This is a genomic window from Streptomyces sp. R21 (assembly GCF_041051975.1).
In the GTDB taxonomy this organism is placed as follows: Bacteria; Actinomycetota; Actinomycetes; order Streptomycetales; family Streptomycetaceae; genus Streptomyces.
The window spans coordinates 5,438,968-5,460,607 of sequence record NZ_CP163435.1 but is presented as its reverse complement, the minus strand read 5'-3'; the positions used below and the strand labels follow the sequence as shown (position 1 = coordinate 5,460,607).

The window sequence follows — 21,640 nt, the reverse complement described above, 5'->3', positions numbered from 1 at the left end:
CCAGCCCACCCGAGGAACAGAACGCCCATGAGCCCCGCCGAAGGCGACCGTGAACCCCAGCGCATTCTGATCGTCGACGACGAGCCCGCGGTGCGCGAAGCCCTGCAGCGCAGCCTCGCCTTCGAGGGGTACGGCACCGAGGTCGCCGTGGACGGCGCGGACGCCCTGGAGAAGGCGACCGCGTACCAGCCCGACCTCGTCGTCCTGGACATCCAGATGCCGAGGATGGACGGCCTGACGGCGGCCCGCCGGATGCGCGGCGCGGGCACCACCACCCCGATCCTCATGCTCACCGCCCGCGACACGGTCGGCGACCGCGTGACCGGGCTCGACGCGGGCGCCGACGACTACCTCGTCAAGCCGTTCGAGCTGGACGAGCTGTTCGCCCGGGTCCGCGCGCTGCTGCGACGCAGCTCGTACGCCGCCGCGGCGGGCGCCGCCCCCGACGACGACGCCCTCACCTTCGGCGACCTCCGCATGGACCTCTCGACCCGCGAGGTCACGCGCGGCGGCCGTTCGGTGGAGCTGACCCGCACGGAATTCACCCTCCTGGAGATGTTCCTCGCCCACCCGCGCCAGGTCCTCACGCGCGAACAGATCCTCAAGGCGGTCTGGGGCTTCGACTTCGAGCCGTCCTCGAACTCGCTCGACGTGTACGTCATGTACCTGCGCCGCAAGACCGAGGCGGGCGGCGAGCCACGTCTTGTCCACACGGTGCGGGGTGTGGGGTACGTGCTGCGATCGGGCGGCGCGGAGTGAGCACCGTGCTCCGCCGGTTCCGCTCCCTTCCGATCAGGTCGCGCTTGGCGATCCTGGTCGCGGCGGCGGTGGCTTTCGCTGTGGCGGCGGTTTCGGTGACGTGCTGGTTCATCGTGCGCGGGAAGCTGTACGACGAGATCCGCGACGACTTGACGACGGCGGCGAGCCGCCCACAGTCGCCCGCCATCCTCAACGGCATCGACTCCTGCGACGAGTCTGACCAGTCCGACCAGTCGTCGACGACCGTGGGGGACTGGCGCGTGCCGTCCCAGTACTACACCCAGTTGGTCAAACCGAACGGCAAGTCCTGCATTTTCAAAAGCTCACCCGGCAAGGTCAAGGTCACCGGCAGCGACACGAACATCGCCAACAACTCGACCGACAACAAGGGGACCCTTCGCAACGGCACTGACATCAAGGGCAATCCGGTGCGGGTGTTGACGGTTCCCCTGATCATCGACAACGGACCCGGTAACCGCTCGCTGGTCCAGGGCTACGCGATCCTGTACGCCTACCCCCTCAAGGGCACCAACTCCACCCTCAACGAGCTGGCCCTCCTCCTGCTCCTCGTCTCCGGCATCGGAGTCGTCGGCGCCGGAGCCGCCGGTCTCGCCGTGGCCCGCGCAGGGCTCCGCCCGGTCGACAAGCTCACAGAGGCCGTGGAACACGTGGCCCGCACGGAAGACCTCTCCGTGCGGATCCCCGTCGAGGAGGCCAGCGAGGATGAGGTCGCCCGCCTCTCCCGGTCCTTCAACTCGATGACGGAGTCCCTCGCCAACTCCCGTGAGCTGCAACAACAACTCATCGCCGACGCCGGTCACGAACTCCGCACCCCCCTCACCTCCCTCCGCACCAACATCGAACTCCTCACCCGCAGCGAGGAGACGGGCCGCCCGATCCCCGAGGCGGACCGCAAGGCGCTGCTCGCCTCCGTCAAGGCGCAGATGACCGAACTGGCCGCGCTGATCGGCGACTTGCAGACGCTGTCGCGGTCGGACGCGGGTCAGCAGGCGAACACGCTGCAGGTGGTCGCGCTGCAGGACATCGTCGAGTCGGCGCTGCGCCGGGCGCGTCTGCGCGGGCCGGAGCTGTCGATCACGGCGGACGTACAGCCCTGGTATGTCCGGGCGGAGCCGACTGCGCTGGAACGGGCGATCGTCAACATCCTCGACAACGCAGTGAAGTTCAGCCCCGAGGGCGGCACGATCGACCTCGTACTCAAGGACGGCAAACTAACGGTCCGCGACCACGGCCCCGGCATCCCCGAGGACGAACTCCCCCACGTCTTCGACCGCTTCTGGCGCTCCCCGAGCGCGCGGGCCCTGCCGGGCTCGGGCCTGGGTCTGTCGATCGTCGCGCGGACGGTGGAACAGGCGGGCGGCACGGTCGCCCTGGCCCGCGCGGAGGGCGGCGGGACTGTCGCGACGGTACGGCTGCCGGGAGCGCCTACGGCTCCGCCGGAGATGCCTTAGCCGGTTCGGCTCCTCGACCGGGGCTCAGTGGAAGCCGAGCATTCCAGGGGAGTCGATGTCGACGGTGAGGAAGCCCGGCGGATAGTCGTCCTCGCGCCCCGTCAGGATGATGGACATGCCGCCGGTCTCCAGGTGCGGCGTCGCAACGTAGATCGTGTGGCAGGCATCCGCGCCGCCCCAACCGTCGCGCACCATCGCGCCGACCGCGGCCGCCGCCGTCTGACCGAGCGGGTCGACCATGATCCCCTGCAGTGCCAGCAGCTTGCTCGCGGCTCCTTCGTCACTCTCCTCCGCACGCATGAGGCACAGAGCCGGGACATGGAGCCAGTCACCCGGCGTATGCGCGACCTTGTCCACCAAGCGGTGCAGGGCGTTGTGCCCCTGCGTGAGCGCGGTTGCCGCACTGGTGTCGAGGATGATCACGCAGCCTGCCCTCGCTGGGCGTGGGCCTTCTCCGCCGCCATCGCGTACACATTCGCCAGGACGTCCGGCCCGTTGTCGAATTCCTCGTCGGTGAGAGTGCAACCCATTCGCTCACGCAGGACTTTGCGCGCGGCAGCCACGCGCTCAGCGATCTGCTCGGCAGTCGGCTGCGTCGCCGCGAGCTGCTCGACGAGCTGCCCCAGCGTCAGTCCCCGCTCCTTGGCCACCTGGGCAAGATGATCACGAGCTTCTTTGGACACCTGGATGGTTGTGTACTGAGCCATGGATTCACCATAGAGCAGCCACAGGCCCCCGAGAGGCGGCATCACTCGAAGGGGATACCACCGAACGCAAGTACGTCGAGCTCGGGCGGCGACGCGAGTCGCGCGTACACCCCTGCCCTCGCCATCAGCTCCTCGTGCGTGCCCGCCTCCACCAGGCGGCCGCCGTCCACGACGAGGATGCGGTGGGCGTCGGGGGCGAGGCTGAGGTCGTGGGTGATCATCAGCGTCGTACGGCCGGACATCAGGCGGCGCAGGGGCTGGACCACCTGGCGGGCGGCGATCGCGTCGAGGCCGGCGGTCGGTTCGTCGAGGACCAGGACGGGGGCGCGGCGGAGCATGGCGCGGGCGATGGCGATGCGCTGGAGCTGGCCGCCGGAGAGGGCGGCCGTGCCGGGGGCGATCTCGGTGTCGTACCCGTGCGGAAGTGCGCTGATGAAGTCGTGTGCCGCCGCCTCCCCCGCCGCACCGACGATCTCCTCGTCCGTCGCGCCCGGCCGTCCGCACGCGATGTTCTCGCGGATGGTGCCGTGCAGGATCAGCGTCTCCTGGGGCAGCAGGGCCACGTTCTCGCGCAGGAACTCCAGGGGTACGTCGGTCAGCGGGACGCCGTCGAGGCAGATCACGCCGGTGGACGGGTCGTAGAAGCGGGTGAGGAGCTTGGAGAGGGTCGATTTCCCGGCGCCGCTCGGGCCGGTGACGAGGACGAGTTCGCCGGGGCCCGCGCTGAACGTCACGTCGTGGAGGGAGTCGCGGTGCGCGCCCGGGTAGCGGAACGAGGTGCCGTGGAAGCTGACCCAGCCGCGGACGGGCCTGGGGCGGACCGGTTCGGCGGGGTCGCGTACGGCGGGCTCGGCGTCCAGGATCTCCTGGAGCCGTTCCGCTCCGGCGGTGGCGGCGGTGAGCGTCAGGCCGAGCTGGCCGAGGTTGCGGATCGGCGGGTAGAGATAGCCGAGGAAGGCGGCGAACGCGAGCAACTGGCCGAGTGACATGCGCCCTTGGGAGATCTCCCAGGCACCGAGTCCGATGACGGCGAGGACGCAGAGCGTCTCGACGACCTCCACGAACTGCTCGTACATCTCGCTCGCCCGCGCCCCGCGCACGGAGGCCCGCAGCCAGGCGCGCGCCTCTCGGTCGAGGCGCTTCTCCTCGGCGGCGCGGCGGTTGTACGCCTGAGTGAGGACGACGTTGCCGAGGGACTCCTCGACGACCGAGGTGATCGCGCCGTCGGCGGCCCGCTCGTCCTGGGACGCCTTCTTGATCCGGCCGGCGAAGCGGCGGGCGGCGAGCAGGAAGAGGGGGGCGAGGAGGAAGGTGACGAGGGCGAGGTCCCAGCGCAGCCAGAGGGCGGCGGCGGAGTAGAAGACCGCCGAGAAGAGGGCCGAGACCGTCCCCACCACTCCCGAGACGACCATCTGCTCGATGGCCTCGACGTCACCGGTCAGACGTTCCACCAGGTCGCCCTGGCGGTGCCGCTGGAAGAAGTCCGGCGGCAGGTCCTGGACGTGCCGGAACACGCTCGCGCGCAGGCGCAGCACGAATCTCTCCGCGGTCCACACGGCGAGCGAGTTGCCGAAATAGCCGACGAGCGCGCCGAGCGCGGCGACTCCCAGCCAGGCTCCGGCCGGCCCCCAGAACGCGGAGACCGAACCGGCCTTCAGGGCGTGGTCGGTCAGCTCCGCGAAAAGCAGGATCGACGCGGTCTCGGCGAGCGCTGCCGCGATCACGCAGCCGATGATCAGCACCAGCCATTTGCGGTCGCCGCGCGTCAACGGCCAGAAGCGCGCGAACGCCTCCCGGACTTCCCGCATTTCCTTACCTTCCCTTCCCTTTCCTTCCCGCCCTGCTCGGAAAACGCCCGAGGCGGGCCTCGGCGTCGTCACGCCGGGGCCCGCCTCGAAGGGGGTGTCAGCAGCCCTTGCCGCCCTTGGCGGAGACCGGACGGCTGTTGGTGGCCTTCGCGGCCGGAGCGGTGTGCTTCGCCGGCTGACGGCGAGCGGCCTGCTTCGGGGCGGCGGGCTTGCGGTTGTGCTTGACGGGGGCGACCTTGTGGAAGCTCATGAGGTTCTCCTTCTTCCTGCGGGTGAATTCCCTTTGCCGTCTGCGCTGTTCGCTTTCGACATGGAAAACACTACGGGAGCCGGGACCCGGAAATCGCCAATTCCCCTTACACTTGAATGAATTGCGACTGAGACAATTTTCAGGCGACTCAGGGAACCGACACCCACTTCACACAGGGTTTATTACAGCCCTCACTTGGAATTTACCAAGCCAATTGCCAGGCTGATTCACTTCCCGATCTTCAGGGAAGACCCCGTCACCCGCACCCGGATCCCGTCCTTCTCCACCCGCACGTCCCGCAGACGCACATCGCCGTCCGCCGGGTGCGGCAGCCGGAAGCCGAGGGAGAGCTGGTCGGTGAGGACGGGACGGGTGAGCTGGGACAGTCCGTCGAGGAGGGCCGGGTCGAGGCCGAGGCGCTTGAGCAGCCAGGGGTGGCCCACGGCCACGTCGATGAGGTTGAGGCGCATCGCCTGGCGCGCGAACCGCGCCGAGCCCGTCAGCTTCGCCAACCGGGTGTCGTCGCGCAGCGCCGCACGCACCGCCGCGTCCGGGACGCCGAGCCGGTGCACGATCGCCGGGACGGACAGCAGGGCCCTCGCCTTGTCGGTCTCCTTGGCGAGGCGTGCGGCGGAGCGGGGGGTGAGGTGCAGGCCCTCGGAGGCGCGGACACCGGGGCGGTACGTCGCCAAGTCCCCGATGTCCAGGCGCATTCCGCCGATATGCGTCGAGATCCCGCGCTCGCCGTCGCGGCTGATGCGGGCGTCCGCGCGCAGCCGCAGGTCGTGTCCGGCCACCGGAAACGTGCCGCGCGCCCGGACGCGGTCGCGGCCGTCTCCGGTGAACGTCACCTGGGAGGCGCCGAGTTCGCGGTTGAGGTCGGCGAAGGAGAGCAGCACCTCGCCGTGCAGTTCGGGGATACGGGCGCCGCGCACGGAGGTCGGGCCGTCGCTGTCGAGGCGTACGTCCGTCGCGGTCGCCGACACCTTCGCCAGCGTGACCCGGTCCGCCGCCACGTCCGGCACGGTCACCTTCACCGAGTCGAGCCGGTCGTCGGCGAGTTGGGTGAGGAACGGAAAGCCCTCGATCTCGACCTCGGGAGCGGCGGTCAGGTGCAGCTGGTCCTTCAGCCGGTCGGCCGCCTTGTGCTCGGCGTACAGCAGGGCCCAGCGGTCCGCGAGACCGAGGAAGGCGGCCAGGGTGAGAATCCCGACGACGGCCTTCATCGCGAACGGCAGTCCGGCAAAGCGTTTTCGCCGCCGCCGGGACCCGCGCCGATGATTGGGCGGAGCCCATTCGTCCTCGGGCTCCGTATCCACGTCCTCGTGGAGAAACTCCTCCAGCGGGCCTCGATCGAGGGCGCCGAGTTCTTCGTACGGATCCAGATAATTCAAGTCTGGATTTCCTTGACCTGAATAGTTCAGGTCTGGACTGGTCTGCGCTGTTATGCGGTGGGGGGTACGCATCGTCTCATCCGACCATGCGTACCGCCCCTGACCGCAACCACAACCGCCCGTATGCGATCTAGCTCACCACGGCGGATCTACTTCACGACGGTGATCCGGTCCGCCGCCGGCACCGGATACGGCGTCGTGGCCGAGGAGTTGGCCTTGAGGTAGGCCTCGAACGCCGCCAGGTCGTCGCCGCCGACGACGACGTGGCCGCCCTTGCCGAGTTCGGCGAAGCCGTCGCCGCCACCGGCGAGGAAGGAGTTCATCGCGACGCGGTAGGTGGCGGCCGGGTCGATGGCCGCACCGTTCAGCTTGACCGAGTCGGCGACGACGCGCGCGGCACCCGTCTTGGTCAGGTCAAGTGTGTACGTCAGTCCGCCGGAGATCTGGAGGATCTTCGGCGCGGCCTCATTGCTGCCGCTGACCTGCTGCTGGAGCGCGGTGATCACCTGAGCGCCGGTGAGGTCCACCAGGTTCACGGTGTTGGCGAACGGCTGGACCGTGTACGCCTCGCCGTACGTCACCACGCCGTCGCCCTCGCCGCCGCTGGACGTGTAGGTGAGTCCGGCGCGGATGCCGCCCGGGTTCATCAGCGCCAAGTCGGCTTCCGGATCAAGGGACTTGGCGTAGGCGAGCTGTGCGTCGGCGATCATGTCGCCGAGCGGGGACTCGGTGCCCGTGTTGCCGATCTCGCCCCCGATGTAGCCGATGGGGCGCGAGGCGACCGGCGCGGAGAGCGTCTTCCACTTGGTGATCAGGCTCGTCATGTCGGCGGCCTTGGCCACGTCACGGGTGACGACGTGGTTCGCGGACTTCACCGCCGTACGGGCGATGTCACCCGTCAGTCGGTCGTACGTCAGCGTCGTGTCAGTGTAGAGGCGGCCGAAGGAGGCGGCAGAGGTGACCATGCGGGGGTGGCCCGCCGGGTCGGGGATGGTGCAGGCGTACGCCTGGTGGGTGTGGCCGGTGACCAGCGCGTCCACGGCGGGCGTCACGTTCTTCGCGATGTCGACGATCGGCCCGGAGATGCCGTCACCGGCGCCCGGACTGTCGCAGTCGTAGTTGTAGGCGCTCGACGCGGGCGCGCCGCCCTCGTGGATCAGCGCGACGATCGACTTCACGCCCTGCTTCTGGAGCACCTTGGCGTACTTGTTGATCGTCTCGACCTCGTCGCCGAACTTCAGGCCCTTGACGCCGTCGGCGGAGACGATGTTCGGCGTGCCCTCCAGCGTGACGCCGATGAAGCCGACCTTGACGCCGTTCTTCTTCCACACCCAGTAGGGCTTGAGGATCGGCTTGCCGGTCTTCTCGTTGGTGACGTTCGCGGCGAGGTAGGGGAAGTTGGCGCCCTCGAACTCCTCGCTGTCGTTGTAACAGCCGTCCGTGGGGTGGCAGCCGCCGTTCTGCAGGCGGGCCAGTTCCTTGGCGCCCTCGTCGAACTCGTGGTTGCCGACCGACGTCACGTCGAGGTGGAGGTCGTTGAGCGCCTCGATGGTGGGCTCGTCGTGGAAGAGCCCGGAGATCAGCGGCGAGGCGCCGACCATGTCGCCGGCGGCGGCGGTGATCGAGTACGGGTTGCCCTTGCGGGCGGTGCGCAGGTGGGTGGCGAGGTACTCCACGCCGCCCGCGTCGACGGTCTTGGTGGTGCCGTCCGCCTGCAACTCCGTCACGCGGCCCGAAGAGCCGGTCGGCGGCTCCAGGTTGCCGTGCAGGTCGTTGAAGGACAGCAGCTGTACGTCCTGGTAGCGGCCGCTGCCGGGGTGGTGGCCCGGGCCCTTGCTCTGACTCTGGCCCGCGCTCGCCGGCATCGCGGCGGCCAGCGCGCCCACGGTGGCGAGGCCTGCGGCTGCGGCGAGTATGCGGTACGTGCGTCTGGGCCGTGGCGTGGACGTCATGGTTCCCCCCAGGGAGTTGTGAGACGGCTGTGGCTTGCGCGCAGCCTAGATTCAACGCGCGTAGCGCAACAGGTGCGTGAGGTTACGGACTGGTTGCCGTCACCTGACACCCCCGGTTGCCATCCCCCCTTTCCCCTGCACCGGGGTGGGTGGGTGAACTCCGGGCGCCCCCTTGCTTTGCACGGTCCCCCGGCGTGGGTGCGGGCCGGGGGTGGGTCGCGCAACTCGGCGCTGACGAGGCGCCGCCTGCGCCCACCCGTGCCGCCCCAGCGGCACGATTGCCCGCAGGGTGAACGGACGACGGCCCGCAGAGGTGATCCGGCGGAAGGGGCCGTGCCGGTACGTCTCTGCCCGTCGCGTAGCAGACCGCCCGCCAAGTCCCGCCGTGTTCAACTCCCGGGCAGTACGCCCACGCGGCGACGGGCAAGACGTACCGGCACGGCCCCGACCCACCCACCGGACCCGAGGCTCCCCGCGAAAGGCGCCCCCGCCGTACCCTCGTATCCATGACCAGCGACGACACCGCATCGGCTGCCCTTTCCCGCTCCATCGAGACGTACTCCGAGCTCAACGCCGAGCAGTCCGAGGCCGTGCTGCGGCTGCTCGACGATGCCGCCAGGGCCGACGGGCAGCAGGCGGTGTCCGAGCAGGGCCGGTTGCAGTTGAAGGGCGGTGCGCGGGACGGCGTACGGCATCTGCTGCTGAACATCAGCGACGTACTGGCCGGGTACGCGCAACTGGAGGACACCGACCCGGTGGAGGCACCGGCCGCCGAGCTGGTCGTACACCCCGCGTACCGCGGGCACGGACACGGCCGGGCGCTGGGCGCCGCCCTCCTCGCGGAGTCGGGCAAGCGCCTGCGCGTCTGGGCGCACGGCGGCCACTCCGCCGCACGCCACCTCGCGCAGGTCCTCGGCCTCACCCTGTTCCGCGAACTGCGCCAGATGCGGCGCCCGTTGGCCGACCTGAACCTGCCCGAGCCGAAGCTCCAGGACGGCGTGCACGTCCGTACGTTCGTGCCGGGCCGGGACGACGCCGCCTGGCTCGCCGTGAACGCGGAGGCGTTCGCGCACCACCCCGAGCAGGGCTCCCTCACCCAGCGCGACCTGGACGACCGGACGGCCGAGCCGTGGTTCGACCCGTCCGGCTTCTTCCTCGCCTTCCGCGGCGACGCACTCATCGGCTTCCACTGGACCAAGGTCCACGCCGCCGAAGGCCTCGGCGAGGTGTACGTCCTGGGGGTGCGCCCCGGCGCCCAGGGCGGCGGCCTCGGCAAGGCGTTGACGACGATCGGGCTCCGCCACCTCGCCGCCCAGGGCCTGCCCACCGCGATGCTCTACGTCGACGCCGACAACAAGGCGGCGGTGACGGTGTACGAGCGCCTCGGCTTCGTCACGCACGAGACGGACCTGATGTACCGAACGGAGTCCTGAACCGAGCGCCCGGCCGCCACCGCGACCGCCGCACCGGTTCCGTGACCCAGTACGCCCAGGCAGGCACCGCGACCCCCAGCAACATCCCCCACCGCACATGCGCCGCACCCCAGTGCGGGGAGCCCACGTGCACCAGGAGCGGCCAGCGGTCGGGCAGCAACAGGGGTACGGCCACCACGAAGGCCAGGAACCCGGCCACGACGACCACCCCCGGCTCCGCCCCGTCCGAGAAGCGCACGACGGCGGCCGCCCCGGCCAGGACGAGCGCGGCGAGCGCGGCCGCCTCCAGGGTGACGGTGCCCACCGGTGGCCGCACCCCCTCCGGCACGAGGAGCAGCGCGGCGGTCCACCAGAGCGCGGCGAGCGGAGCGACGAGGGCCACCCGCAACCCGGTGCGCAGCGGCCGCCGGACCGGCACGGCCGCGGTGGTGTGCCGTGCCGGGTCGTCGAGCAGGAACGCCAGCCCGAGGGCGAAGGCGAGCGCGGCTGTCCGCAGCAGGGTGAGCGGGAGCCGTGCGGTCGACTCGTCGGAGACGAGCCGGGTGCTCCAGGCGGCCAGCAGTCCCACACCGCCGCCCGCGGCGAGGGCCCGCCACGGCAGGGTGCGGGCCACGGGCCGCAGCAGGGCCCGGGCCACGACGGCTACTGCGAGCACGAGTCACCGTCCTTGGTGCCCTTGGGCGCGGCGGGCACGTCCAGCAGCTCGGACACCCGTGCCAGGGAGGTCTTCGGCGAGGTGAGCTCGGTCCAGTGGGCCTTCACCCTGGCGGTCACGCTGTAGCGGGGCATGTGCAGCAACTCCCGTACGATCCGGGTCTGTTCGGCGCTCATGAGGAGGGGTGCCGTGGGGGCGAGGACGAGGTCGGAGCCGGTGACGGAGTCGTCGAGCCGGACGTGGCGCAGGGCGGCCATGGGGTCGGCGTCGGCGCCCAGCGCCAGCCACATGATGGTCACCACGCGGGCGTCGCACACCGTGCCGCCGGACCTCTCGTCGCCGGTCACCAGGACACCGGCGACGCCGACCGCGAACTCGGGGACGCGGTTGCCGCCCCAGCGGGTGCCCACGGTGACCTCGCCGCGTCGGGTGAGCGGGTTCATCGAGGCGTCGCCGTCCAGCCCGTGGCGGGCGTCGACGCGCTGCCGAACGGTCAGCCGTTCGCCGCCGGCGGCGCCGCCCGCGAGGGACTGGACACGCTTGACGACGGCGGCCCAGTCGGCGGTGCGGCCGGTCCACTCGGGATAGGCGCAGTACATCGAGGTGCCGTGTTCCCGGCAGGACTGGACCTTCGCCGGGGTGACGGACGCCTTGGTGCGGGCCGCGGTGAGCGCGGCCGAGTCGCCCGGGGACTGCCCGGCGATCCCGGCGACCGTGGCGGCGAGGGCGACGGCGGTGACCGCCTTGACCAGCCGCGTCCGGCCCCCGGCGTGCAGGACCGCCGCGCCGACGACGAGCACGATGAACCCCGCCAGATACAGCGCGTGCCAGGCTGCCGGGCGGCCGATGAGGTCGGAGGGGAAGGGGTCGGAGCCGGTCTCGTCGACGACCGGGGACAACCAGCGCGCCCAGTGGGCGGTGCCGATGAGCGTGGGCGCGATGATCGCGGCGGCGAGGAAGCCGACCACGAAGAGCGGGCCGGCGAGGACCGTGGGGACCAGGCGGGCGAGCAGCACGCCGACGACACCGGCCAGGAGAACCGTCAGCGGGCTCACCATGAGTTCGAAGACCGAACCGTGGCCGACGGCGCCCGGCTTCAGCGCCTTCCAGGTGAACTCGAAGACAACGGTCAGCGCGACGGCGCCGGCCATGGGCACGACGGACAGCGCGTGCGCGACCGTGCGCCGCCACGGCTCCATGACGAGCGTCTCGAAGTGCCGGTCGGTGCCGCGGCGACGGGAGAGCAGCGCCGCCCGGTTGACGCCGGTGAGCACGAAGATGGAGACGAACAGGGCGCCGAACTGCGTGGCGCGATCGGCGTCCTGGAGCACCGGATAGTCGTCCATGCCCTCGCCGCTGAAGAACAACCCCCAGCACACGTTGCCGAAGTAGAGCAGGAAGAAGACGAACACCGGCGCCTGGAGCAGCAGTTCGCGCGCCTCGAACCGGGCGAGCGCGAGGACGGCGGCCCACCGGTTCGGGCCCGGCAGCGGCTCCACCCCCGTGGGCGCCGCTGCCGTACCCATGCCGGCACCGTTGGCCGCACGCGCACCCGTGGCCATGTCCGCGCTCACGCCGCCACCTCCGCGTTCACGCCGTCGAGGGTGAGCAGATAGCCGTCCTCCAGGGTGGGTTCGAGGAGGTCGGCGTCCTTGGGCGGGTCGCCGACGTTGCGGAAGGTGCCCGCGCCCGTACGCCATCCGGCGCGCGCTCCCGGGTCGCGTTCCGCGCTGGACCACACCCGTCCGGCCGCGCGGGCGGTCAGCTCGGCCGGGGTGCCCTCGAAGCGGACGCGGCCGTGCGCCATGACGATGACGCGGTGGCAGAGCATCGCGACGTCCTCCGTCTGGTGGGTGGAGAGCAGGACGGTCCGCCCCTCGCCCGCCTGAGCGATCAACTCCCGGAAGCGCATGCGCTGTTCGGGGTCGAGGCCGACGGTCGGCTCGTCGAGGACCAGGAAGCCGGGGTCGCCGATGAGCGCGGCGGCCAGCGCGACCCGCTGGCGCATCCCGCCGGACAGCTTCTTGATGCGCTTGCTCCGTACGTCGGACAGGTCGACGGAGTGGAGCACGCCGCTCACCGCCCGGTGCCGGGCGCCCCGGTCCGTCATCTCCTTCAGGATCGCCACGTAGTCGACGAACTCGAAGGGCGTGAAGTCCGGGTGGAAGCCGGGGGTCTGCGGCAGATAGCCCAGCGACCGCCGGACATCGAGGCGTCCGGCCGCCGTGCCCGGGTCGTTGCCGAGCACCGTGAAGGCGCCCCGGTCGGCGGGCACGGCGGTGGCGAGCACCCTCAACAGGGTGGTCTTTCCGGCCCCGTTGGGCCCGAGCAGCCCGGTGACGCCTTCGTACAGCCGCACCGACACGTCGTCGAGGGCGGCGGTCCGGCCGTAGCGCAGGGTCAGCCCGGCGGTGGAGACCGTCGGGACGGTGGTGGTGCGTTCGCTGGTCACGCGAGGCTCCTCGGGAAGAGAGCGAAGAGAGGGAGAGGGAAGGGGCAAGAGGCAGGAGATGTCACGAGTCGTCCCCGCCGTCGTCGCCACCGCTGCTCCCCGAGGAGCTCTTCGAGGAGCTGATGAGCACGGCGTACAGCACCTCGGCGACCACCACGAGGACCGCGCCCAGCGCGTACAGCGCCGCCTTCCCCCACACGAGCCACCGCTTCGACGGCACACTCGGCCCCTTGCCGATCACGTCGTCACCCATCACGCCGTACCCCCGTCCGAAGAACCGTCAAAAGAGCCGAAAGAACCAAAAGAACCGAAGGACATGTGCGCCGCCGACGCGTCGAACCGGTCGCGCACCACGTACAGCAGCCCCGCGGCCAGTACGGCCGCCCCCGCCGAGATCCCCTGCCCCGCCGCCGTGAACGGCGCGAGCGTCGCATCGGCGCTGTGAGCCGACGTATAGGCCGCCACCAGCAGCCCGACCCACGCCCCGCCGACCAGGCCGGGCGCGAGGACGGGCCCGAGCCGGGGTGTCAGGGCGAGCCCGGTCGCGGTGAGGGCGAGTGCGGGCAGCAGCCAGGCCAGGGCGCGCAGTCCGTACTCCGGCAGCGCGAGGCTGGCGAGCCCGTTCAGGCCGAGGCCGACGGCGAGCACGGCGAGCGTGCGGACCATCAGCAGCCGGAAGCCGTGCATCGGCGCGACGACGGTCATCTCGTACGTCGGGTCGAGCACGGGCCCGTACGCCAGCGCGACCCCGGCGAGCGGCAGCAGCGGTGCGAGGGCGAGGAACAGGGTGGGCGAGGAGGCGGTGCGGATCGCGTCGGCCGCCGCCACCGTCATCATCAGGATCGCGACGACCGCGGCGAGCCAGGCCCGGCGCAGTACGGGCGTGGCGGCGAGCAGCCGTGCGGTGTGGTCGGCGACGCCGACGCGCACCAGCAGCGACTCGACCCGGCCGGGCCGCGGCGCGTCGAGTTCGGCGTCGAGCCGTTCCCATCCCGCGTCGAGGGCGACCGGGTCACCGACCTCCGCGAGCGCCGACCGGCAGCGGGCACACGCGGCCAGGTGTGTGTCGACGGACCAGAGCCGGGGAGCGGTCAACTCGCCCTGGACGTAGGCCCGTAGATCGTCCTCGTCCGCGTGCCAGGCGCCGTCCGCACCGCTTGTCTCCGTGCTCCTGTTGACGCTCATGCCAGCTCCTCCCGCAACTGCTTGCGGGCCCGCAGTGCCCGCGTCTTGACCGTGCCGGGCGGAATGCCGAGCAGGACGGCCGCTTCCCGGGTGGTGAGCCCGTCGATCACCGTGGCCTGGAGCACCGCCCGCAGTTCGGGCGAGAGCCGCACCAGCGCGCCGGCGAGATCGCCGTGCTCGACCCCGGCCAGCACCCGCTCCTCGGCGGACGCCTCGTCGCGGTGGCGCAGCCGCGCCAGCGTCTGCCGCAGCCGGCCGCGCGCCCCGTCGCCGCGCAGCGCGTCGATCAGCCGCCGGGAGCCGATGCGCCAAAGCCAGCCGGCGGCATCGGCGGTGACGCCCTCCTCGCGGTAGCGGGCGGTGCCGCGCCACACGGCGAGGAAGGTCTCCTGGACGACGTCGTCCACGATCCCGGCGTCGGCGCAGCGGCCGCGCAGCCGTGCGGTCAGCCAGGGCGCGTACCGCCGGTACAGCTCCTCGAAGGCGCGCCGGTCCCCGTCTGCCGCGATGGCCCGCAGCAGCTCCCCGTCGCTTTTCGTTTCCCTCACGCCCCCTCATCGGACGAGCCCCCTCGATCGGTTCACGGCCGGTCAAAAAAGTTCGGCGGCGATCATCGAAGATCTCGGACTTGACTTCGGAGGAAGTCTTGCATCACCCTTTCACTACTCAATTAGTGAAAGGGTGGTTACGCCATGGGGGAACCCGGCATCGAGTACCGCATCGATCGCCGTAGCGGCGTCGCCACCTACGTCCAGATCGTCCAGCAGACCAAACAGGCCCTGCGCCTGGGCCTGCTCGAACCCGGCGACAAGCTGCCCACCGCCCGCGAGGTCGTGGAGGCCACCGCCATCAACCCGAACACCGTCCTGAAGGCCTACCGCGAACTCGAACGCGAGGGCCTCGTCGAGGCCCGCCGCGGTCTCGGCACCTTCGTGCAGCGTTCCCTGAGCAGCACCCCGGCCGATTCCCCCCTGCGCGCCGAACTCGACGCCTGGGCGCAACGCGCCCACACCGCGGGCCTCGGCCGCGAGGACGTGGCCGCACTGTTCGGCTCCGTCATCGACACACACTTCCCGAAGGGGGACCAGTGAGTTCCACCAGCACCATCCCGGCTGTGGCCCTGGAGGCATCCGGGCTCGGCAAGCGGTACGGAAGGCGGGCGTCCGCCGCCCTCGACGACTGCTCCTTCCGTCTGCCCGCCGGCCGGATCAGTGCGCTGGTCGGCCCCAACGGAGCGGGAAAGTCCACGCTGCTCGCGATAGCGGCCGGGCTGCTGCGGCCCTCCTCCGGCACCCTCACCGTCCTCGGCTCGGCCCCCGGTGAGGCCCGCGACCGCGTCGCCCACCTCGCCCAGGACAAGCCGCTGCACCTCCAGCTGTCCATCGCCGACACACTGCGCATGGGCGCCGAGCTGAACCCGGCCCGCTGGGACGCGAAGTACGCCGCCTCGATCGTCGAGCAGGGCGACCTCGACCCGAAGACGAAGGTGCGGGGGCTCTCCGGCGGCCAGCGCACCCGCGTCGCACTCGCCCTCGCACTCGGCAAGCGGCCCGAGCTGATGCTGCTCGACGAGCCGATGGCCGACCTCGACCCGCTGGCCCGCCACGAGATGATGGGCACGCTGATGGCGGACGCCGCCGAGCGCGGCACGACCGTCCTGATGTCCTCGCACATCGTCTCCGAGCTCGCCGACGCCTGCGACCACCTGCTTCTCCTCGGCGACGGCCGCATCCGGCTCGGCGGCGGCATCGACGACCTGCTCGGCGCGCACACCCTGGTGACCGGGCGCGGCACCGTCGCCGACCTGGCCCATCACACCGTCGTCGAGTCCCGCGCCACCGGCCGCGGCCTCACCGCGCTGATCCGCCGCGACGGCCGCCTCGACGACCGCTGGGAGGCCGAGCAGCCCTCGCTGGAGGAACTGCTGCTCGCCCACCTCCGCTCCCCCGCCACCCCGGCCCTGCTCACCCCGGGCACGACCGCGCCGCGTGCGGAGGTGCGGGCATGACCGCCACCGCCGCCCTCCCGACACCCGTCCGCCGCTCGCGTCCCCGCGTCCGCGGCCTGCTCTGGACCCTGCTGCGGCTGCACCGCACGGCCCTGTGGCTGTGGCTCACCTTCGTGGCCGCCACCGCGGGACTCCTGCTGTGGCTGCTGGGTCCCGGCGCCGACGCCACGCAGGCGAAGCTCGACGCCTTCGGCTACTCCGGGGTGAGCGCGGCCGCCTGGTCCTCGGACGCGATGGGCTCCTTCACCTCGGGCACGTACAACGACCTCTTCTACGCCCCGTCGAACCTGATCACCATCGCCTCGTTCGCGATCGCCCTGTTCGCGGGCGGCCCGCTGATCGCCCGCGAACTGGAGAACGGCACCGCGCAGCTCGCCTGGACCCAGTCCGTCTCCCCGGCCCGCTGGCTCGCGGCCAAGCTCGCCGTACCGGCAGGCTTCGTCGTCCTCGGCACGACCCTGCTGGTCCTGGTCTACCGGCAGCTGTGGTCCGCCCACAGCAACCTCCTGCTGGCCGGCATCGGCCCGACGTCGATCTACTACTCGATCGGCCCGTCCACCGTCGCCGCCCCGCTGCTCGGCCTGGCCTTCGGCGCGCTCGCCGGGCTCGTGCTGCGCCGTACCCTGCCCGCCCTCGCGGTCGCCGGCGCCGGGTACTTCGTGGTCTACGCCGTCCTCGGCAAGCACTGGCCCTTCCAGGGCGACTACCCGCAGCCCGGGGTCCGCTCGCGGAGCTGGGCGATCACCTCCACCGGCGCCGAGGTCGCCGACCCGGGGTGCTACGACAGCCAGAAGTGCCTGGCCGAGCACGACATCGCCGGCTTCGGCCGCGAGTACCTGCCCTCCTCCGACTACTGGTCCCACCAGCTCCTGGAGACCGGCGTCCTGCTCGCCCTCACCGCACTCCTCGTCACCGCCGCGTTCGTCGTCCTGCGCAGAAGGGGAACCACCGCATGAGCTCCCTCACCCTCAAGGGCCCCCGACGCACCTCCGGCCTGACCTGGACCGTGCTGCGCCTGCACCGCTCGGCCCTGCTGGTCTGGGGCGCCTTCATCGTCGCCGCCCTCGTGACCCTGGCATGGACGGTCTGGATCACCGCGGACACCGCACTCAAGGAGCAGGCGTACTGCCTCGACCACTCGCCCTGCTCCGTCCCGGCGAGCCTCCACTACAGCGAGCGGATCGGCTACGTCGCCACCGCCGCCTGCTACAGCTTCCTGGCCGTCGCCGCCTTCGCCGGCGGTGCGCTGATCGGCCGCGAGCTGGAGAACGGCACCGCGCGGCTCGCCTGGACCCAGTCCGTGTCCCCGGTGCGCTGGCTGGCCGCCAAACTCGCCGTGCCCGCGCTTCTGATCACCCTCGGCGGCACGGTGCTCGTGGTGGCGTTCCGCTGGGCCTGGTCGGCACACCCCGGCCTGGTCGAAGACTGGACGTCCCAGGATGTCTTCGTCGCGCGCGGCCCGCTGATGGTGGCGTACGGCCTGTGCGCCCTGGCCCTCGGGGCGCTCACCGCGCTCGTGCTGCGCCGCGCGCTCCCCGCCCTGGGCGTCTCGCTGGCGCTGCTCTTCGCGCTGAACTTCGTCCTGACGAGGCTCCGCTGGGACCTGTGGCCCACGCTCACCCGCACCCAGGGGCCCGGCGGCTCCGTCTTGTTCCCCGAGTCCAGCGTCGGGACGCAGTGGGGTGCGATCACCACCTCGGGCGCACACAAGGAGGGCTTCTTCTGCCTCGGCTCCGACCGCGCGCGGTGCATGGCGGAGGGGGGCCTGACGAGCACGTACGTGAAGTACCATCCCGCGTCCCACTTCTGGCCCCTCCACCTCGTGGAGACCGGCATCGTCCTCGCCGTGGCCGCCGCCGCGACGGCCGCCGCCTTCTGGCTGCTGCGCCGCCGCACCGCATGACCATGTGCGCCCCTTACGGGGGTAAGGGCGTACACGGCCCCCGGACGTGTCGACGTCCGGGGGCCTCCCCCCGATATCCCGCACGTCATGTCGCCGTAACCATCGATTCAGACGGGCTTGCGACCCTCGGCGAATGAAGCCCGCCGTGCCTGAGCCGTCGCCTCCGCCGGACCGAGAAGACCGGCCCCCCGCGGAGAATGAGCCCGCACGATCGACGCAGAGCAACGTCGTCAGGATCGCCGCGCTCCCCCGTGCGCTCTCCGACGCGCCTGTCTCACCCTCGGCGCGGAACAATGGGGACATGAACCAGCCCAGCGCCCAGGCACAGGTCCAGCATCCGCAGCCGTCCGTCGGCTCCATAGCCGCGCACCGCCCGCACACCGTGTCGGCGGTGGTCTCCGATCTGGAGCCCGACATCGATGCCGACCTCGACGCGTACGAGGACACGGTGGACGACGGCATCACGCTGCCCCAGGGCCGGTTCCTGGACCGGGAGCGCAGCTGGCTGGCGTTCAACGAGCGGGTGCTCGAACTCGCCGAGGACCCGAACACGCCCCTCCTCGAACGGGCGAACTTCCTGGCCATCTTCGCCAGCAACCTCGACGAGTTCTTCATGGTCCGGGTGGCCGGCCTGAAGCGCCGTATCGCCACCGGCGTCGCCACGAAGTCCGCCTCCGGCCTCCAGCCCCGCGAGGTGCTGGAGATGATCTGGGCCCGCTCGCGCGAGCTCATGGCCCGGCACGCGGCCTGCTACCAGGAGGACATCGCCCCCGCGCTCGCGGAGGAGGGCATCCACCTGGTCCGCTGGAGCGAGCTGACGGAGAAGGAGCAGGCGCGCCTCTTCACCCTGTTCCGGCACCAGATCTTCCCGGTCCTCACCCCGCTGGCCGTGGACCCCGCGCACCCCTTCCCGTACATCTCCGGGCTGTCCCTGAACCTGGCCGTGCGCGTGCGCAACCCCGTCAGCGGCACCCCGCACTTCGCCCGCGTCAAGGTCCCGCCGCTGCTCTCCCGCTTCCTGGAGGCCTCCCCGGGCCGGTACGTCCCCATCGAGGACGTCATCGGCGCCCACCTGGAGGAGCTGTTCCCGGGCATGGAGGTGCTGGAGCACCACGCCTTCCGCCTCACCCGCAACGAGGACCTGGAGGTCGAGGAGGACGACGCCGAGAACCTCCTGCAGGCCCTGGAGAAGGAGCTCATGCGGCGCCGCTTCGGGCCGCCGGTGCGTCTGGAGGTCGAGGAGAACATCGACCGGGACCTCCTCGACCTCCTCGTGCGGGAGCTGAAGATCGGCGAGGCCGAGGTGTACCCGCTGCCGGGCCCGCTGGACCTCACGGGCCTGTTCCGCATCGGCTCCATCGACCGGCCCGAGCTCAAGTACCAGAAGTTCGTCGCCGGCACCCACCGCGACCTGGCCGAGGTCGAGTCGGCCTCCGCTCCCGACATCTTCGCCGCCCTGCGCAACCGGGACGTGCTGCTGCACCACCCGTACGACTCCTTCTCCACCTCCGTGCAGGCCTTCCTGGAGCAGGCGGCGGCCGACCCCGACGTCCTCGCCATCAAGCAGACCCTGTACCGGACCTCGGGCGACTCGCCGATAGTCGACGCGCTCATCGACGCCGCCGAGTCCGGCAAGCAGGTCCTCGTCCTGGTGGAGATCAAGGCCCGCTTCGACGAGCAGGCCAACATCAAGTGGGCCAGGAAGCTCGAAGAGGCCGGCTGCCATGTCGTCTACGGCCTCGTCGGCCTGAAGACCCACTGCAAGCTGTCGCTGGTGGTCCGCCAGGAGGGCGACACGCTCCGGCGCTACTGCCACGTGGGCACGGGCAACTACCACCCCAAGACCGCCCGCCTGTACGAGGACCTGGGCCTGCTCACCGCCGACCCCCAGGTCGGCGCGGACCTCTCCGACCTCTTCAACCGGCTCTCCGGCTACTCGCGCCGCGAGACCTACCGCCGGCTGCTCGTCGCCCCCAAGTCCCTGCGCGACGGCCTGATCTCGCGGATCAACAAGGAAGTCCAGCACCACCTCGCGGGCCGCCCCGCGCACGTCCGCATCAAGGTCAACTCGATGGTGGACGAGGCGCTCATCGACTCCCTCTACCGCGCCTCCCAGGCCGGTGTGCCGGTCGACGTATGGGTGCGCGGCATCTGCGCGGTACGGCCGGGCGTCACGGGCCTGTCCGAGAACATCCGGGTCCGCTCCGTCCTCGGCCGCTTCCTGGAGCACTCCCGGATCTTCGGCTTCGGCAACGGCGGCGAACCCGAGGTGTGGATCGGCAGCGCCGACATGATGCACCGCAACCTCGACCGCCGTATCGAGGCTCTCGTCAGGGTCACCGACCCGGCCCACCGGGCCGCCCTGAACCGGCTCCTGGAGACCGGGATGTCCGACACCACCTCCTCCTGGCACCTGGGCCCGGACGGCGAGTGGACCCGGCACTCGAACGACTCCGAGGGCCAGCCCCTGCGCAACGTCCAGGAGATGCTCATAGACGCCCGGAGGCGCCGGCGTGGCACAGCAGCACCTTGATCCCCCCACCGGCCCCGCGGCCGTTACCGCGGCAGCGTCCGTGAAGGCGTCCGCGTCCGCCTCGGCGTCCTCGGACGCTCTCGCGAGCTATCTGCGCGCGCAGGCCACGGAGTTCCTCCGTGCGCTGCGCCAGCACCGCGAGACCGGCGGCAACGGCGGTCCGCCCGCGCGCGGGCAGTCACGGGCGGGCGACGGCGGAGCTGAGGAATCGGCCGACGCGGCACGCTCGCTGCGCCGCTCGGCCCGCCGGATCAGCGGCACGCTCCACACCTTCCGCCCGCTGCTCGACACCGACTGGTCGGAGGCCATGCGGCCCGAACTCGCGTGGCTGTCCGGCACGTTGGCGCGCGAGCACGCATACGCGGCCCGGCTGGAGCGGCTGCTCCTCGCGCTGCACCGACTGTCGGGCTCGTCGGCCTTCCCGCAGCAGGCCGCGGCGTCGGCCGCGGCTGCGGGCGGCACCGGACCGCGCCCCCCGCTCACGCCCGACCGCGGCAACCTGACGGTGGGCGCGGCCAAGGCGGGCGCCCTCCTCGAACGCCAGCTCACCCTCGCCCGGACCCGCGCCCACTCGGCCGCCCTCCAGGCCCTCGGCTCCTCCCGCTTCCACGCGGTCGCCGACAGCGTGGCCGTACTGGCCAGCGAGGTCCCGCTCGTCCCGGGGGCCGACGGCGCCGATCTGCGCCCACCCGCCGCCGCGGCCGAGGAGCGGCTGTGCGACGCGGTCACCGCGCTGCCCCTGGTCACCGCGGGCCACCCCTACAACGCGGAAGCCCTCGTCCACGGCCTCTCCGCGGACACCGCGCCCCACCCCCAGGACGCGCCCTGGCACCAGGTCCGCCTGCTGCTGCGCCTGCACCGCTACGCCCGGGAGGTCCTGCACGGCGAGGACGCGGCCGTCCCCTTTGACGGACCACTGCTCGCGGCGGGCCGGGCCCTGGACCGGCACCGGGACGCGTCGGAGGCCGCCTCGGCCGCGGCGTCGGCGGCCCGCACCCCGCGGATCGCCCCGGCGACGGCGTACGCGCTGGGCGTGCTCCACGCCGACCAGCGGCACGAGGTGGAGGCGGCCCGCTTCGCGTTCCAGCAGTCCTGGCAGAAGGCACCGGCAGTCGCTCCGTAAGCACGG

The 21,640-nt window shown here is 71.6% G+C and carries 21 protein-coding genes; 9 read left to right on the top strand and 12 right to left on the bottom strand.

The window, feature by feature from the left end:
* Positions 1-27 precede the first annotated feature (27 nt).
* A complete protein-coding gene (locus AB5J56_RS24370; RefSeq protein WP_369234918.1) occupies positions 28-759 on the top strand; it encodes a response regulator transcription factor in 732 nt (243 codons plus the stop codon).
* Positions 756-2,231, top strand: a complete 1,476-nt coding sequence (locus AB5J56_RS24365) for an ATP-binding protein (RefSeq protein ID WP_369234916.1) — start codon at positions 756-758, stop codon at positions 2,229-2,231. The genes AB5J56_RS24370 and AB5J56_RS24365 overlap by 4 nt, the downstream gene beginning before the upstream one ends.
* Before the next feature lie 24 nt (positions 2,232-2,255).
* Here the strand turns inward: AB5J56_RS24365 and AB5J56_RS24360 are convergent, their stop codons facing one another.
* The 6 genes from AB5J56_RS24360 to AB5J56_RS24335 form a co-directional block, all read right to left on the bottom strand.
* A complete protein-coding gene (locus AB5J56_RS24360) occupies positions 2,256-2,654 on the bottom strand; it encodes a hypothetical protein (RefSeq protein ID WP_369234914.1) in 399 nt (132 codons plus the stop codon).
* A complete protein-coding gene (locus AB5J56_RS24355) occupies positions 2,651-2,938 on the bottom strand; it encodes a hypothetical protein (protein ID WP_369234912.1) in 288 nt (95 codons plus the stop codon). Before AB5J56_RS24355 ends, AB5J56_RS24360 begins: the two co-directional genes overlap by 4 nt.
* A 41-nt stretch (positions 2,939-2,979) precedes the next feature.
* Entirely contained in the window at positions 2,980-4,746 is a 1,767-nt protein-coding gene (locus AB5J56_RS24350; RefSeq protein WP_369234910.1) for an ABC transporter ATP-binding protein, read from the bottom strand.
* A gap of 97 nt (positions 4,747-4,843) precedes the next feature.
* Positions 4,844-4,996, bottom strand: a complete 153-nt coding sequence (locus tag AB5J56_RS24345; RefSeq protein WP_369234908.1) for a hypothetical protein — start codon at positions 4,994-4,996, stop codon at positions 4,844-4,846.
* 227 nt (positions 4,997-5,223) lie between these two features.
* Positions 5,224-6,462, bottom strand: coding sequence for a DUF2993 domain-containing protein (locus AB5J56_RS24340; RefSeq protein WP_369234906.1), 1,239 nt, complete (start codon positions 6,460-6,462; stop codon positions 5,224-5,226).
* Between the two features lie 77 nt (positions 6,463-6,539).
* Positions 6,540-8,342, bottom strand: a complete 1,803-nt coding sequence (locus tag AB5J56_RS24335) for a bifunctional UDP-sugar hydrolase/5'-nucleotidase (protein WP_369234904.1) — start codon at positions 8,340-8,342, stop codon at positions 6,540-6,542.
* A gap of 506 nt (positions 8,343-8,848) precedes the next feature.
* Between AB5J56_RS24335 and mshD the strand changes: the two genes are divergently transcribed.
* Positions 8,849-9,775: a mycothiol synthase gene (gene mshD, locus AB5J56_RS24330; RefSeq protein WP_369234902.1), complete on the top strand. Its 927-nt coding sequence runs from the start codon at positions 8,849-8,851 to the stop codon at positions 9,773-9,775.
* Here the strand turns inward: mshD and AB5J56_RS24325 are convergent.
* The 6 genes from AB5J56_RS24325 to AB5J56_RS24300 form a co-directional block, all read right to left on the bottom strand.
* Positions 9,735-10,430 carry an ABC transporter gene (locus AB5J56_RS24325; RefSeq protein WP_369234900.1) on the bottom strand — a complete coding sequence of 232 codons (696 nt, stop codon included), beginning with the start codon at positions 10,428-10,430 and terminating at the stop codon, positions 9,735-9,737. The two genes, mshD and AB5J56_RS24325, sit on opposite strands and share 41 nt — an antisense overlap.
* Positions 10,418-12,004, bottom strand: coding sequence for an ABC transporter permease (locus AB5J56_RS24320; RefSeq protein ID WP_369234898.1), 1,587 nt, complete (start codon positions 12,002-12,004; stop codon positions 10,418-10,420). The genes AB5J56_RS24325 and AB5J56_RS24320 overlap by 13 nt, the downstream gene beginning before the upstream one ends.
* A complete protein-coding gene (locus AB5J56_RS24315) occupies positions 12,001-12,882 on the bottom strand; it encodes an ABC transporter ATP-binding protein (protein ID WP_369234896.1) in 882 nt (293 codons plus the stop codon). Before AB5J56_RS24315 ends, AB5J56_RS24320 begins: the two co-directional genes overlap by 4 nt.
* A gap of 61 nt (positions 12,883-12,943) precedes the next feature.
* Entirely contained in the window at positions 12,944-13,135 is a 192-nt protein-coding gene (locus AB5J56_RS24310) for a hypothetical protein (protein ID WP_369234894.1), read from the bottom strand.
* Entirely contained in the window at positions 13,135-14,067 is a 933-nt protein-coding gene (locus AB5J56_RS24305; protein ID WP_369234892.1) for a zf-HC2 domain-containing protein, read from the bottom strand. The genes AB5J56_RS24310 and AB5J56_RS24305 overlap by 1 nt, the downstream gene beginning before the upstream one ends.
* On the bottom strand, positions 14,064-14,615 hold the full coding sequence (locus AB5J56_RS24300) for an RNA polymerase sigma factor (protein WP_369234890.1): 552 nt from the start codon (positions 14,613-14,615) through the stop codon (positions 14,064-14,066). Before AB5J56_RS24300 ends, AB5J56_RS24305 begins: the two co-directional genes overlap by 4 nt.
* A 144-nt stretch (positions 14,616-14,759) precedes the next feature.
* On the opposite strand from AB5J56_RS24300, the gene AB5J56_RS24295 reads away from it, so the two are divergent.
* The 6 genes from AB5J56_RS24295 (at position 14,760) to AB5J56_RS24270 (ending at position 21,634) form a co-directional block, all read left to right on the top strand.
* Positions 14,760-15,158, top strand: a complete 399-nt coding sequence (locus AB5J56_RS24295; protein ID WP_369234889.1) for a GntR family transcriptional regulator — start codon at positions 14,760-14,762, stop codon at positions 15,156-15,158.
* Positions 15,155-16,075 (top strand): ABC transporter ATP-binding protein, encoded by a 921-nt coding sequence (locus tag AB5J56_RS24290; protein WP_369234887.1) that lies wholly within the window; start codon positions 15,155-15,157, stop codon positions 16,073-16,075. Before AB5J56_RS24295 ends, AB5J56_RS24290 begins: the two co-directional genes overlap by 4 nt.
* Positions 16,072-17,031 (top strand): hypothetical protein, encoded by a 960-nt coding sequence (locus AB5J56_RS24285; RefSeq protein WP_369234885.1) that lies wholly within the window; start codon positions 16,072-16,074, stop codon positions 17,029-17,031. Before AB5J56_RS24290 ends, AB5J56_RS24285 begins: the two co-directional genes overlap by 4 nt.
* Positions 17,028-17,978 (top strand): ABC transporter permease, encoded by a 951-nt coding sequence (locus AB5J56_RS24280; protein WP_369234883.1) that lies wholly within the window; start codon positions 17,028-17,030, stop codon positions 17,976-17,978. The genes AB5J56_RS24285 and AB5J56_RS24280 overlap by 4 nt, the downstream gene beginning before the upstream one ends.
* Positions 17,979-18,279: 301 nt before the next feature.
* Positions 18,280-20,511: an RNA degradosome polyphosphate kinase gene (locus tag AB5J56_RS24275; RefSeq protein WP_369234881.1), complete on the top strand. Its 2,232-nt coding sequence runs from the start codon at positions 18,280-18,282 to the stop codon at positions 20,509-20,511.
* Positions 20,492-21,634, top strand: a complete 1,143-nt coding sequence (locus AB5J56_RS24270; protein WP_369234879.1) for a CHAD domain-containing protein — start codon at positions 20,492-20,494, stop codon at positions 21,632-21,634. Before AB5J56_RS24275 ends, AB5J56_RS24270 begins: the two co-directional genes overlap by 20 nt.
* Positions 21,635-21,640 lie beyond the last annotated feature (6 nt).

What these genes read in the sequence shown, in the direction of transcription:
- AB5J56_RS24345 (WP_369234908.1), bottom strand. Translation starts at nt 4,996, where the DNA reads ATGAGCTTCCACAAGGTCGCCCCCGTCAAGCACAACCGCAAGCCCGCC.
- AB5J56_RS24285 (WP_369234885.1), top strand. Translation starts at nt 16,072, where the DNA reads ATGACCGCCACCGCCGCCCTCCCGACACCCGTCCGCCGCTCGCGTCCC.
- AB5J56_RS24340 (WP_369234906.1), bottom strand. Translation starts at nt 6,462, where the DNA reads ATGCGTACCCCCCACCGCATAACAGCGCAGACCAGTCCAGACCTGAAC.
- AB5J56_RS24305 (WP_369234892.1), bottom strand. Translation starts at nt 14,067, where the DNA reads ATGAGCGTCAACAGGAGCACGGAGACAAGCGGTGCGGACGGCGCCTGG.
- AB5J56_RS24370 (WP_369234918.1), top strand. Translation starts at nt 28, where the DNA reads ATGAGCCCCGCCGAAGGCGACCGTGAACCCCAGCGCATTCTGATCGTC.
- AB5J56_RS24275 (WP_369234881.1), top strand. Translation starts at nt 18,280, where the DNA reads ATGAACCAGCCCAGCGCCCAGGCACAGGTCCAGCATCCGCAGCCGTCC.
- AB5J56_RS24310 (WP_369234894.1), bottom strand. Translation starts at nt 13,135, where the DNA reads ATGGGTGACGACGTGATCGGCAAGGGGCCGAGTGTGCCGTCGAAGCGG.
- AB5J56_RS24355 (WP_369234912.1), bottom strand. Translation starts at nt 2,938, where the DNA reads ATGGCTCAGTACACAACCATCCAGGTGTCCAAAGAAGCTCGTGATCAT.
- AB5J56_RS24280 (WP_369234883.1), top strand. Translation starts at nt 17,028, where the DNA reads ATGAGCTCCCTCACCCTCAAGGGCCCCCGACGCACCTCCGGCCTGACC.
- AB5J56_RS24295 (WP_369234889.1), top strand. Translation starts at nt 14,760, where the DNA reads ATGGGGGAACCCGGCATCGAGTACCGCATCGATCGCCGTAGCGGCGTC.
- AB5J56_RS24350 (WP_369234910.1), bottom strand. Translation starts at nt 4,746, where the DNA reads ATGCGGGAAGTCCGGGAGGCGTTCGCGCGCTTCTGGCCGTTGACGCGC.
- mshD (WP_369234902.1), top strand. Translation starts at nt 8,849, where the DNA reads ATGACCAGCGACGACACCGCATCGGCTGCCCTTTCCCGCTCCATCGAG.
- AB5J56_RS24335 (WP_369234904.1), bottom strand. Translation starts at nt 8,342, where the DNA reads ATGACGTCCACGCCACGGCCCAGACGCACGTACCGCATACTCGCCGCA.